11 protein-coding genes are annotated in these 12,275 nt (G+C 68.2%); 4 read left to right on the forward strand and 7 right to left on the reverse strand.

What is annotated here, in order from left to right; translation table 11 throughout:
* Positions 1-199 precede the first annotated feature (199 nt).
* The gene (locus SM754_RS04735) at positions 200-997 is read left to right on the forward strand and encodes a hypothetical protein (RefSeq protein WP_323675051.1); all 798 of its coding nucleotides are present in this window, start codon (positions 200-202) and stop codon (positions 995-997) included.
* Between the two features lie 3 nt (positions 998-1,000).
* Positions 1,001-1,795: a PH domain-containing protein gene (locus SM754_RS04740; protein ID WP_323675052.1), complete on the forward strand. Its 795-nt coding sequence runs from the start codon at positions 1,001-1,003 to the stop codon at positions 1,793-1,795.
* Positions 1,796-1,852: 57 nt separating this feature from the next.
* On the opposite strand, the gene dnaJ is transcribed toward SM754_RS04740, so the two are convergent.
* The 3 genes from dnaJ to grpE all read right to left on the reverse strand — a co-directional run bounded on the left by dnaJ (position 1,853) and on the right by grpE (position 6,324).
* Positions 1,853-3,046: a molecular chaperone DnaJ gene (gene dnaJ, locus SM754_RS04745; RefSeq protein ID WP_323675053.1), complete on the reverse strand. Its 1,194-nt coding sequence runs from the start codon at positions 3,044-3,046 to the stop codon at positions 1,853-1,855.
* Positions 3,047-3,271: 225 nt separating this feature from the next.
* Complete coding sequence (gene dnaK / locus SM754_RS04750; RefSeq protein WP_323675054.1) at positions 3,272-5,176, reverse strand: molecular chaperone DnaK; 1,905 nt, start codon at positions 5,174-5,176, stop codon at positions 3,272-3,274.
* Between the two features lie 122 nt (positions 5,177-5,298).
* Positions 5,299-6,324: a nucleotide exchange factor GrpE gene (grpE, locus tag SM754_RS20485; protein WP_501993737.1), complete on the reverse strand. Its 1,026-nt coding sequence runs from the start codon at positions 6,322-6,324 to the stop codon at positions 5,299-5,301.
* 175 nt (positions 6,325-6,499) lie between these two features.
* On the opposite strand from grpE, the gene SM754_RS04760 reads away from it, so the two are divergent.
* Positions 6,500-7,849, forward strand: coding sequence for a DEAD/DEAH box helicase family protein (locus SM754_RS04760; RefSeq protein WP_323675055.1), 1,350 nt, complete (start codon positions 6,500-6,502; stop codon positions 7,847-7,849).
* A 30-nt stretch (positions 7,850-7,879) separates the two neighbouring features.
* Here the strand turns inward: SM754_RS04760 and SM754_RS04765 are convergent, their stop codons facing one another.
* On the reverse strand, positions 7,880-8,287 hold the full coding sequence (locus SM754_RS04765; RefSeq protein WP_323675056.1) for a hypothetical protein: 408 nt from the start codon (positions 8,285-8,287) through the stop codon (positions 7,880-7,882).
* Positions 8,288-8,408: 121 nt separating this feature from the next.
* Between SM754_RS04765 and SM754_RS04770 the strand changes: the two genes are divergently transcribed.
* Positions 8,409-9,965, forward strand: a complete 1,557-nt coding sequence (locus tag SM754_RS04770) for a DUF790 family protein (protein WP_323675057.1) — start codon at positions 8,409-8,411, stop codon at positions 9,963-9,965.
* Positions 9,966-10,181: 216 nt separating this feature from the next.
* On the opposite strand, the gene SM754_RS04775 is transcribed toward SM754_RS04770, so the two are convergent.
* The 3 genes from SM754_RS04775 to SM754_RS04785 all read right to left on the reverse strand — a co-directional run bounded on the left by SM754_RS04775 (position 10,182) and on the right by SM754_RS04785 (position 12,271).
* On the reverse strand, positions 10,182-10,610 hold the full coding sequence (locus SM754_RS04775; RefSeq protein ID WP_323675058.1) for a CBS domain-containing protein: 429 nt from the start codon (positions 10,608-10,610) through the stop codon (positions 10,182-10,184).
* 135 nt (positions 10,611-10,745) lie between these two features.
* A complete protein-coding gene (locus SM754_RS04780) occupies positions 10,746-11,252 on the reverse strand; it encodes a DUF7122 family protein (RefSeq protein WP_323675255.1) in 507 nt (168 codons plus the stop codon).
* 86 nt (positions 11,253-11,338) lie between these two features.
* Positions 11,339-12,271 carry an RsmB/NOP family class I SAM-dependent RNA methyltransferase gene (locus SM754_RS04785; protein ID WP_323675059.1) on the reverse strand — a complete coding sequence of 311 codons (933 nt, stop codon included), beginning with the start codon at positions 12,269-12,271 and terminating at the stop codon, positions 11,339-11,341.
* Positions 12,272-12,275: the final 4 nt, after the last annotated feature.

Below are 12,275 nucleotides of genomic sequence, written 5' to 3' on the forward strand. Positions count from 1 at the left end.
GTGGGGAAAGACCCGACGGTCCCCGAGCGACCGCCGCCATCGCGCCACGAAGCCCTCGTTCGCCGAACACGACACGACCGCGGTCCACGCGCCCGGAATCCGGTGACGGGAGCGGTTGACACGGTGCCTGCGAGCGATCCGGGAGCGGAAGTGCCGCAATCGTTATACAGGTGGTATCTAAACGTAGGCGTGTCACTCGATGGGAACTGGATACGTTGCAGGGGTGGTTCGGGGATTGTTCAACGCCGTCTTCCAACCGCGGCGGTTCGTCCAATCGCGGACCGACAACTACGCCGCGGGCTGGACGTGGAGAGCGCTCGAGCTGAATCGACTGGCGGTCGTGTACGTCGTGAACCTCGCGCTGTACGCCGTCCCGCTGACGCTCGCCGGCATCGGCGTGCAGAGCACGGCCGACGCACCAGGGTGGTTCGCGGAACTCGCGGGCGGCCTCGCGAACCCGACGGCGCTCTGGCAGTTCCTCTCCGCACTCACCCAGAACTCGGCGTTCCTCACCGTCGCGGCACTCCTCACGCTCGTGAACTATCACGCCGCCGTCCTCCTGACACTCAACTCGAAGGGCGTCCTCCAGACGGCACACACCATAACGTACTCGACGAGCGCGTACCTCGCCGGCCTGTTCAGTCTCGTCTGGTACCTCTCGCAGTCGACGACGACCGAGGTCGCGGCCGCGTTCGTCATCGCCATCCAGAAGGAGTTCATCTACTTCTTCATCGACACCCTCGGAAGCGAGTTCACGCTCGCGTCCGGCCGCCCCGACCCCGTCAACGTCGCCGCCGTCTCCCAGGAAGGCCAGTTCGTGCTCGCCGCACTCGTCGGCTGCGTGCTCTACTACCTGTACTCGATGTACCTCGGTGCACGCATCAACCACGGCGCCTCGCGCTTCACGGGCTTCCTCGTCCTCCTCGCGGTCGCCGCCGCACCGGCACTGTACATCGTCGGAACCATCCTCGCGTACTCGCTCAACATCGTCGGCTGATCCATGACAGAAGACACAGACGAACGGTTCGTGGCGAATCGAGACGAAGACACCTTCGGCGGCGACGTCGTCACCGTCGCATCACCAGCGACCCTGCTCGTGCTCGGCTACCTCGTCCTGACGATACTCGTCGGCGGGGTCCTCGGCGCGTTCCTCTACCAGAATCCGACGCTGTTCGGTGACGGAGAGAACGCACGCATCGCCGGGCTCGTCGTCCTCGGGCTGACGGGCATCGGCGCGGTCCGGCTCCTGATACGGTACATCGTTCTCTACCGGACGAAGTACGTCGTCACGACCGACAGCGTCCGCCGCCAGTACCACCTGGCGTACCGCGAGGAATCCCGCGAACTCCCACTCCACATGATCCGGGGCGTGGAACTCTCCAAGAGCCGCCTGCAGGCACTCCTCGGGTTCGCGACCATCTCGTTCCTCTCGGTGGGCAACAACCGCGGTATCGGCTACGTCGAGTTCGACAACGCGGCCGAACCCGAACGCCTGCAACAAGCCGTGCTCGAACTCCTCGAGACCCAACGCGAGCAAGCGACCGAAGAGTCGTCCGACGGCGCGACGGACGCCACGCCCTCGCAGCGACGCGGCCGTCACCGAGACGCCCCACGGAACTCGCAGCAGTCGACCGAACCGGCCGCGACCCGTCCGAACGACGCCACTGCACCGCCCGCGAACGCGGACGGACCAGACGACCACGGTCGTCCCGCGGACGGGAACACCGAGTCGCGGCGCCCCGTCTCCGGGAACGAGAACTCGCCCGAGACCGCCGAACCGGACGCTCGCGACTGACACAGAACGGTACTCGCCGACGCATCGGCGAGGAACGACCCCAACAAATCTCGGCGATCAGAACGAGTTCTTGATCTTCTGCCAGAACCCTTCGTCGAGCTCGATCTCCTCACCACCCGCTTCCGCGAACGCCTCCAGGGCCTCGCGCTGCTCCTCGTTCAACTCGCTCGGCTCGGGCGTCACGACCTGTACTTGCACGACGAGACTCCCTCGCCCGCGACGGTTCGTGCGCGGCATCCCGGCACCACGCTCGCGGAACTGCTCGCCGCTCTGGGTCCCCGCGGGAATCTCCACCTCGACCTCCTCCCCGAACACGTCCACGGTGACGTCGTCCCCGAACGTCGCCTGCGGGAACGAGACCGCGAGATTGTAGTAGAGGTCGTCGCCGTCGCGCTCGAACTCGTCGTGCTCGCGGACGCGAACGTCGATGAGGAGGTCGCCGTTGGGCGCACCCGGCTCGCCGGGTGCGCCCTCGCCTTCGCGAGGGATCGTCTGCCCGGTCTTGATGCCCGCGGGGATGTCGACGCGCATCGTCACGTCGTCGCGGACGATTCCGTCCCCACGACACTCGCTACACGTCTCGTCGTACAGCTCGCCAGCGCCGTCACATCGCGGGCACTCGCCGGTCTGCTGCATCCGCCCGAACGGCGTCTGCTGGACGCGTGTCACGCGCCCGTCCCCGTTACACTCCGGGCACCGCTCCGCCTCGGCCTCCGGCGGATGTCCCTCGCCCTCGCAGACGTCGCACCGCGACGGTCGCGTGATGGAGACCTCCTTCGTCACGCCCTCGAACGCCTCCTCGAGGTCGAGCCCGATCTCCATCCGGAGGTCCCGGCCCGGTCGCGGCCCACGCCGTCCGCCACCCGCACCACCGCCACCGAAGAACTGCTCGAAGATATCGTTGATACCACCGCCACCACCGGCACCACCGAACGGCCCACCGGCACCGCCGGCACCACCGAACGGTCCACCGGCACCGCCAGCACCACCAGCGCCACCACGGCCGTCGAACCCACCGCGCTTCTCCGCCTGCTCGAACCGCTCGTGACCCATCCGGTCGTACGCCTGTCGTTTCTCCTCGTCGGTCAACACCTCCTTCGCCTTCTTCACCCGCTTGAACTTCTCCTCAGCGTCCTCCGCATCGGACACGTCCGGGTGATACTCCGCGGCCTTCTTCCGATAGGCCTGCTTGATCTCGTCCTCGGACGCATCCCGACTCACACCGAGCGCGTCGTAGAAGTCCTCCGTCATCTCGTTACACACCCATACACGACTCGCACACTTCAACAGAACGGGTTCGGCTCGCCACCCAGAACCACCCACACACACAGAACCGGCGACTCACCGAAGAACCCACAAACGCACGAAAACAGAAGACCGCGACCGAATCCGGCCCGTCCGCTTACGCCTCTTCGTCCTCTTCGACGTCCCCAGAAACCGTAGATTTCTGGCGGGCAGAAGAGGACGAAGAGGCCGTCAGGCCTCTTCGTCCTCTTCGACGTCCTCGAAGTCGGCGTCGACGTACTCCTCGTCGTCGCCGTCCGCAGCAGCGCCTTCGGGGCCGGCACCACCCATGTCACCCATACCGCCGCCCATGCCGCCCTCGGGACCGCCCTGCGGGCCGCCCTGGGCCGCGGCACCGTCGTACATCTGCTTCCCGATCTCTTGGAGTTCGTCCGAGAGCGCCTTCGACGCGTCCTCGATATCCTCCTTCGACGCGTCCTCGTCGTCGAGCGTCGCCTCGAGCTCGTCCATCTCCGCCTCGATGTCCTCGATGAGCGCGTCGTCGACCTCGTCGGCGTTCTCGTCGAGAAGCTTCTCCGCGCGCTGGAGCGTCGCCTCCGCGTTGTTCCGCGCTTCGATGCGCTCGCGGCGGCGCTTGTCCTCCTCGGCGTGCTCCTTCGCCTCCGACTGCATCTGGTCGATCTCCGCGTCCGACAGGCCAGCACCACCCTCGATGGTGATGTCCTCCTTGTTCCCGCTGCCCTTGTCCTCCGCGGTGACGTTCACGATACCGTTCTCGTCGATACTGAACGCCACCTCGATCTGGGGCGTCCCAGCGGGCGCCGGCGGAATCCCCGTCAGGTGGAACTCGCCGAGCATCTCGTTCTCGTCGGCGATCTCGCGCTCACCCTGGAACACGCGAACCTGCACCGTCGTCTGGTTGTCCGCCGCCGTCGTGAAGATCTTCGACTCCTCGGTCGGGATTGTCGTGTTCTTCTCGATGAGGCGCTCGAACAGCCCGCCCTTCACCTCGATACCGAGACTGAGGGGCGTGACGTCCAGCAGGACGATGTCGTCGACCTCGCCGCCGAGCACGCCCCCCTGAATCGCCGCGCCGAGCGCGACGGCCTCGTCCGGGTTGACGTTCCCCTTCGGCGCGATGTCGAGCATGGCCTCGACCTGCTCCTTCACCTGCGGCATGCGCGTCGACCCACCCACGAGGATGACGTCGTCGATGTCGCCCTTCTCGTAGCCGGCGTCGTCGAGCGCCTGCTCGGTCGGCGGCTGCGTGCGCTCGATGAGGTCCGCGGTCAAGGACTCGAACTTCGCGCGCGTCAGGCTCTTCTCCAGGTGGATCGGGCCGTCGTCCGTCGCCGTGATGAACGGCAGGTTGATCTCCGTCTCCTTCCGGCTGGAGAGCTCGATCTTCGCCTCCTCCGCGGCGTCCTTCAGGCGCTGGAGCGCCTGCCGGTCGTCGCGCAGGTCGATGCCGTGCTCGTCCTCGAACTCCGCGGCGAGCCAGTCGATGATCGCGTGGTCCCAGTCGTCACCACCGAGGTCGTTGTCACCGTTCGTCGCGACGACCTCGTACACGCCGCCACCGAGGTCGAGGATGGAGACGTCGAACGTCCCGCCACCGAGGTCGTACACGAGCACGGTCTGGTCGGAATCGTCGTCCAGACCGTACGCCATCGCCGCGGCCGTCGGCTCGTTGATGATGCGTTCGACGTCGAACCCGGCTATCTCGCCGGCGTCCTTCGTCGCCTGGCGCTGCCGGTCGCTGAAGTACGCGGGAACCGTGATGACGGCCTTCTCGACGTCGTCGCCGAGGTAGTCCTCGGCGTCGCGCTTGATCTTCTGGAGGGTCATCGCCGAGATCTGCTCGGGCGTGTACTCCTCGCCGTCGATGTCGACCGTGTAGTCCTCCTCGCCCATGTGGCGCTTGATGGAGGAGATCGTGCGGTCGGGGTTCTGGATCGCCTGGTTCTTCGCGGGTTTGCCGACGAGGCGCTCACCGTCCTCGGTGAACGCGACGACGCTCGGCGTCGTTCGGTCGCCTTCGTTGTTCACGATGATCTCCGGGTCGCCCCCTTCCATCACCGCGAACGCGCTGTTTGTGGTACCGAGGTCGATACCGAGAATCTTGTTGCTCGCCATGTTACGCTACCATACACGCCTGACCGTTTTAAAAGTTGCTTTACAGAACGTTCACTCGAATAAAATTGCCTAGGGGCGTTCAAACGCCTGAAAAGGGTAAATTACGGAATGGGTGCTGGATACTACTCGTCGTCGAGCGCTGCACTAATGTCGTCGTCGCTCGCCTGGTCGACGTCTTCGCCCGATTCGGCGTTCTCGGCGTCGACCTCGCCACCGAGCGCGACGGCTTCCTCGCCGTCGTCGCCGTTCGCGCCCGAACCGTCGGTCTCGGCGGTCACGTCCTCGGTATCGTCGCCCGCCTCTGGTTCGTGGTCAGCGCCGTTACTCACCGTCACCTGCGCGGCCTGGATGACGCGTCCCGCCATCTCGTAGCCGGGGTTGAACACCTCCGCGATGGTTCCTTCGGGGAGGTCGCTGTCGACGCGCACCATCACCTCGTGACGCTGCGGGTCGACGTCCTCGCCGGCGTCGGGCGCGATCTCCTCGACGTTCTCCTCGTCGAGCACGCGGTCGAACTCCTTCAACGTCATCTCGACGCCCCCGCGGATGCTCTCGTCGTCGTCGACGTCCTGGTCGAGCGCGCGCTTCAGGTTGTCGCGAACGCCGACGAGTCGCTCGACGAGGTCCTCGGTCGCGCGCTCCTTCAGCTGCTCTTGCTTGCGCTTCTGTCGCTCCTTGTAGTTCTTGAAGTCCGCTTGCTTCCGTCTGAGCTTCGACTTGAGGTCCTCGCGCTCCTCGCGGAGCGTCTCGACGTCGTCCTCGAGGTCGGCCACTCGCGCCTCGAGTTCGGGGACGCGCTGCGTTTCGGTCTTCAGTTCGAACGCCCGTTCGACGAGCGCGCGTACCTCGGCAGCGGCGTCGTCGTCGTACTCGGCGACGCGATCGACGATGTCCTCGCTCACCGGGCTGCCGTCGCCGCCCTCGTCGTCCGACGGTTGCGCTCCCGCTGCCTCCGGCTCGGCGGTCACGAACCCGTCGTCGTCCACCGGTTCCGATGCGTCGTCGTCGGTCGCGTTCGGTTCCCCGTCGGTAGCCCCACCGGTCGTCGCGGCCTGTTCGTCCCCCGAACCGGCATCGTCGACGGATGCCGCGTCGTCGGTCTCCTCGGCGTCCGCCGTGGAGTCCACTGACCCCTCGTCTTCGCTCATGGTCGAAACAAAACCTCCCTTCGGATAAAAGGATTCAGGTACGCCTGCCGTGGCCGCGAACGCCCGTCCACCGGCTGCGGCGACTGGACGGACCGCCGCACCGTCGGGCCCCGTTGGCGGCCCGTGGGGTCACCGGAGCGACTCGCTTAACTGACGTGCACTCGGACGTCCTGTCGTGACCGTCGCGCTTCGGTTCGAGAACGGCTCCGTGCGGCTCGACGGCGACGTCCCCGACGCCGTCGTCGACGCCGTCCCCGACCTTGAGGCCGACCCGCGTAGCGGCGGGTACCGTGCACCGGCCGTCGCGTACGCGACCCTCCGAGACGCGCTCGCGGCGGCATCCGTCGACGTGGACGACGACGTGCTCGACCTCGACGCCCTTCCGTCGCTGGAGACGACGTACGAACTCCGGTCGTACCAGCGGGACGCGCTCGACGCGTGGACGGACGCCGGCCGTCGCGGGAACCTCGAACTCCCGACGGGGAGCGGGAAGACCGTCGTCGCCATCGCGGCGATGGCGGCGCTGTCGACGCCGACGCTCGTCGTCGTCCCGACCATCGACCTCCTCGAACAGTGGCGGCGCGAGCTCGACGCCGAGTTCGACGTCCCGATCGGTCAGTTCGGCGGCGGCGAGCAGCGCTTCGAACCAATCACCGTGTCGACGTACGACTCCGCGTACCTGAAAGCGGAGGACGTCGGCGACCGGTTCGGGTTCGTCGTGTTCGACGAGGTCCACCACCTCGGTGGCGAAGGCTACCGCGACGTCGCGCGCCTCCTCGCCGCACCCGCTCGTCTCGGACTCACCGCGACGTTCGAGCGGCCGGACGACGCGCACGAGGTGGTCGCGGACCTCGTCGGCCCGCTCGTCCACCGCCTCTCCGTCGACGACCTCGCGGGCGAGCACCTCGCGCCGTACGACGTCAAGCGCGTCCAGGTCGATCTGACGCCCGACGAACGCGAGCGCTACGAGGCGAACCAGGAGACGTTCACGGACTACCTCGCACGGTCCGGCATCCAGATGCGGTCCGGGAGCGACTATCAGGAACTCGTCAAGCGCTCCGGGAACGACCCCGCGGCGCGCGAGGCGCTCCTAGCGAAGGAGCGCGCGCGCCGCATCATGCTCGGGAGCGACGCGAAGGTCGACGCGCTCGGCGACGTCCTCGACCGGCACCGCGACGACCGCGTCATCGTCTTCACGGCGCACAACGACTTCGCGTACCGGGTCGCCGAACGCTTCCTCGTCCCCGTCATCACGCATCAGACGAGCGCGAGCGAACGCAAGGAGATACTGGAGCGGTTCCGGGACGGTCGATACTCGCGTGTCGTCTCCTCGAACGTCCTCGACGAGGGCGTGGACGTCCCGGCGGCGAACGTCGGCGTCGTCTGCTCGGGGAGCGGGAGCGAACGCGAGTTCACGCAGCGCCTCGGCCGCATCCTCCGCCCACGGGACGGGAAGACCGCGCGTCTCTACGAGATAGTCAGTCGAGACACCGCGGAGGAGCGCGTCGCCAGCCGGCGGCGCTGAGTCCACGCGACCGGTCGAACCCGGCGAGACTCAGGGCTCCCGCCAGTCGAACGAGAGGTCGCCGACCTCGGGGAACGTCATCTCGTAGGTCGTCGACGCGCCGGCGTCGAGCGACACGCGCCGCTCCTCTGTCCGCGAGTCGTCGCTGGCACTCCAGGTCACCACGAGCACCGCCTCTCGTGGTTCGTCGACGGTGTTCCGGACGGTCACCGTGATCGCGAACCCGTCGGTCGCGGTACCGGTCCGATACTCGAAGCCCGCTTGCAGGCCGACCCCGGGACCCGTCGTCGGCGTGGTCGTGGAATCGTCCTGAGTCGGTGTCCCGGGTTCGGTCTCCGGCGCCCCCCACTTCGGCCCGGACTTCGCCGGACCGGTGGTGCAGCCCGCGAGCGCGGTGGCGGTGAACGACAGCGCGGCGAGGACGCGACGACGGCGCATACTCGCCAGTGAGCGCCACGCCGCATGAAACCTTTGTGCTCTGAATCGTCTCCACGCCGCATGCCCGTCGTGTGACCGGCGAGGCGTCACACCCTTGTCGGCGTGGACCGGAGTCCGGCACGTGCTGACGAAGGACCTCCTCCGGGTGTCGCGCCGTGGCGGCGGCTACCGGCCGGTGTTCGCTGACCGGGCGAGTCGACCGTTGGCGGCGCGCGTCGTCGGGACGTTCCAGGGGCACGTCGGCGAACCGCGACTCGACCTCGACGACGCGCTCCGGGCGCTCGAAGGGGACGCCGAGGACTTCAAGCTCGTACGCGGACTCGCGAAGTGCTGCGAGCGCACGGCGTCGTTCGAGACGCGAGCCCCCGTGGTGCCGTCGAGCGCGCGACGGGCGGCGTTCGTCGCGGCGGAGGAACGCGGTGGCGTCGTCACGCCGGCGGAGCGCGAACGCGCACTCGCTCGGGCCGCGGACTCGCTCGCGGTCGACGTCGATGACGTGGACGCGTCGCTGTTCGCGGACCTCGATGAACGCCAGGTGCTCGCCGCCTTCGACGCACCCTGGGACCCCGAGGGATTGCTCGCGCAGTACAACCTCTCGCTCGCACAGACGGCGCTGTTCGACGCCGTCGAGGTGCGCGTGCGGTCGTCGGACCCGAAGGCGCTCGTCTCCGCGGTCAAGCGCCTGCGGCTCATGTACGAGATCCGGCGGACCGACGACGGCCCGGAGGCGGGCGAGGGGACGGCCAGTATCCGGGAGGTCGTGGTCACGGGCCCGGACGCGTTGTTCTCGCGGTCGCGTCGGTACGGGACGCGGTTCGCGCGACTTCTCCGGACGGTCGCGAAGGCCTCCGACTGGCGGGTCGAGGCGACGGTAGACGACCACGGGACCGAACGCGAACTCGTGCTGTCGGCCGACGACCCGGTCCGCGTCCCGGACGCTGACCCCGTTGCGGACGTCGAGTTCGACTCGGGCGTCGAAGCGGACTTCGCCGCACGGTTCCAGGGACTGGACCTGGACTGGGTGCTGTCGCGGGAGCCCGAACCGCTCGCGACCGGGCATCGCGTGATGATCCCGGACTTCGCGTTCGACTACGCGCCCGGCGGCGACCCCGACGTGGGCCCCGATTTCAGGGCGTTCTTCGAGGTGATGGGGTTCTGGACGCCCGAGTACGTCGAGAAGAAGCTCGGTCAGCTCGCGACCGTCGAGGACGTCGAGATGGTGGTCGCGGTGGACGAGTCCCTCGGCGTCGGCGAGGACGTCGCGGCGACGAACGCGGCAGTGGTGCCGTACTCGGGGTCGGTACGCGTGAAGGACGTCGTGGACGTCCTCCGCGGGTACGAGGCGGACCTGGTCGCGGACGCGGCGGCGTCGCTCCCGGCGTCGCTGACGCCCGTGGACGACGTGGTGACGCTCGCGTCGCTCGCCGAGCGCGAAGGCGTCAGCGAGGACGCGCTCGCCGACGTCGCGTTCCCCGACCACGAGCTGGTGGGGCGGACGCTCGTCCGTCCCTCGGTCCTCGACGACGTCGACGGCGAGCTCGCGGACGGGATGGCGTACGCGGACGCGGAGGCGGTGCTCGACGAGTACGGGGTCGACGACGCGAGCGCGGCGCTGTCGACGCTCGGGTACCGCGTCGAGTGGACCGGACTCTCGGGTGGGACGGTCCGCGAGAAGTGACGGCGTTCGTCGAAGTACGGCCCTCGTGTCGGGACGGGAGCGACTGTCTCGGGGCTGACTGACGATGCCGCGTCGACCCATCCGGGTGCCGTTCGCGACTGGGATGGCGGAGTGAGGTCGAGGCGCGCTGGCATCGTGCGACGGGTGGGCGCGCCCCGGCGACTGTCAGGTCACGTCGACCGTGGCCGCGCTATCACGGATGAACCCCTGGGTCGGTCAGTACGGTGGTGATTCGGCGCGGATGACCTCCGAGAGCCCGTGCATCTCGTCGGCGACGAGCACGAACACGTCGTCGAGCGTAGCGATGCCGGCGAGCATCCCGTCGTCGTCGACGACGGGCATCCGGCGGATGCTGTTGTCGCGCATCGTCTCCGTGAGCTCGTAGACGCCGTCGTCGACGTGGACGGTCACGGGCTCGCGCGTCATGACGTCCGCGACGGTCGTCCCCGCGGGGTCCTTCTCGGCGGCGACGACGCCGAGGGCGACGTCGCGGTCGGTGATGATCCCGATGGGCTCGTCGTCGCGTTCGACGACGAGCGATCCGACCTCGTGTTCGGCCATCAGTTTCGCGGCGTCCTCGATGGAGTGGTCTGGCGTTGCTGTCACGAGCGTTCCTTTGTCGCGTGCGATCTGGTCGAGAGTCATTGGTGGACGCGGGTCGTTGGACCCACGAGTGCTAGTACCGCGGAACCGCTCAAGAAGGGTTGTAACCAGTTGCTACGCCCTGGAATCGTCCACGATGACGTGACGGCTAGACGTCGCGCTGGCGGCCCGGGGCGGTCAGACGTCGCGCTGGCGGCCTTTCGGGACCATCGACTTCAGTTCGTCGTACACGTAGAGGCCGACGCCGAGCGGTTCCGCACGGTCGGCGACGTCGTGCACGGGGATGACGTACCCCCAGTCGCCGTCCCAGTCGAGGTCCTGGTCGTCGCCGGCGACGAACCGCTTCGCCTCGGCGTCGTCGAGTTCGATGGTGTTCCGCGTCGCGTGCCGCCCGAAGCGCTGCGCGGCGTCCGTGGTCGGCTTCCAGTGCTCCTGGCGCGTCCGCAGGAACGTCATCCCGGCCGCTTCGACGTCCCGCGTCGGGTCCGGGAGGTCGCCCGCGAACGCCCAGACCTTCCCGGCGCCTTTCTCCCAGAACGAGTGGTTCTCGAAGACCGCCGGGTCGACACCGAAACGGTCCTCCCACCACTCCAGGACCGCTTCGCGCGTGGCGCGCCCTTCGACCTCGCGGTCCGCAGCGGTTTCGGGGAGGCGGTCGAACTGCTGGCCGTCGTTGGACGCCATCGTCGCGTCGTCGTTCGGTCCGTCGTCGTCGTTCGGACCGGCGTCGTCGTTCGAGCCGGTGTCGCCGTTCGGTCCAGTGTCGTCGGTCATTCGGCGGTCACCTCGAGTTTCGCGGTGAAGAACCCGCCAGTGTCGTTGTGATGTGGGTACACGCGCTTGGCGTTCCCGACCTGTGGGTCGTACGTCTCGCCGTCGAACTCGGTGAGGCCGTCGACGTGCTCCAGGGGGAGGTCGTAGTCGACGACCTCGATGGGTTCCCTGGCGAGGACGTGGTCGAGGACGGCCTCGTTCTCCTCCGGGGCGAACGTGCACGTGGAGTACACGATGGTCCCGCCGGGCTTCGTGACCTGCGCGGCACGGCGGAGGATGCCCTTCTGGACGCTCGCGACCTGCTCGACGTGACCGAGGTTCCAGTCGTCGAGCGCGTCGGGGTTCTTCCGGATGGTGCCCTCGCACGAGCAGGGTGCGTCGACGAGGACGCGGTCGAACGCGACCGCCTCGTCGTCCTCGTCCTCGCGCTGGAACGGCTTCAGGGAGAAGTTCCGCGCGTCGCGGTTCGTCACCACGGTGTTCGTGACGCCGAGGCGCTCGGTGTTGAACCGGAGCGCGGAGAGCCGCCCGAGGTTGTTGTCGTTCGCGACCACGGTCCCCTCGTCGTCCATCATCGCGGAGAGCTGCGTGGTCTTGCTGCCGGGGGCGGCGCAGGCGTCCCAGACGCGCTCGCCTGGCTGTGGGTCGAGGACGGTCGCCGGGATCGCCGACACCTCCTCCTGGCCGTGCGCCCAGCCGTGGTACGCCGGCCACGTCGTGCCGGGTTTGTCGGTGTCGGGGACGAGGACGTGCGGGTGCCAGTCGACGCGTTCGACGTCGACGCCCTCGGCCTCGAACGCCGCGACGACCTCGTCGGGCGTGGCGCGGAGCGTGTTCACGCGCACCGCCATCGGGAGGCCGCGCTGGCACGCAGCGAGGAACGCGTCGTAGTCGTCGACCACGTCCCGGTACCGCTCGAAGGGTTCCATGCCC

The sequence above is a fragment of the Halorubellus amylolyticus genome, assembly GCF_034808145.1.
Taxonomy (GTDB): domain Archaea; phylum Halobacteriota; class Halobacteria; order Halobacteriales; family Natrialbaceae; genus Halorubellus.

Coding starts and splice junctions, on each gene's coding strand:
- SM754_RS04735 (WP_323675051.1), top strand. CDS start 200: ATGGGAACTGGATACGTTGCAGGGGTGGTTCGGGGATTGTTCAACGCC.
- SM754_RS04740 (WP_323675052.1), top strand. CDS start 1,001: ATGACAGAAGACACAGACGAACGGTTCGTGGCGAATCGAGACGAAGAC.
- dnaJ (WP_323675053.1), bottom strand. CDS start 3,046: ATGACGGAGGACTTCTACGACGCGCTCGGTGTGAGTCGGGATGCGTCC.
- dnaK (WP_323675054.1), bottom strand. CDS start 5,176: ATGGCGAGCAACAAGATTCTCGGTATCGACCTCGGTACCACAAACAGC.
- grpE (WP_501993737.1), bottom strand. CDS start 6,324: ATGAGCGAAGACGAGGGGTCAGTGGACTCCACGGCGGACGCCGAGGAG.
- SM754_RS04765 (WP_323675056.1), bottom strand. CDS start 8,287: ATGCGCCGTCGTCGCGTCCTCGCCGCGCTGTCGTTCACCGCCACCGCG.
- SM754_RS04775 (WP_323675058.1), bottom strand. CDS start 10,610: ATGACTCTCGACCAGATCGCACGCGACAAAGGAACGCTCGTGACAGCA.
- SM754_RS04780 (WP_323675255.1), bottom strand. CDS start 11,252: ATGGCGTCCAACGACGGCCAGCAGTTCGACCGCCTCCCCGAAACCGCT.
- SM754_RS04785 (WP_323675059.1), bottom strand. CDS start 12,271: ATGGAACCCTTCGAGCGGTACCGGGACGTGGTCGACGACTACGACGCG.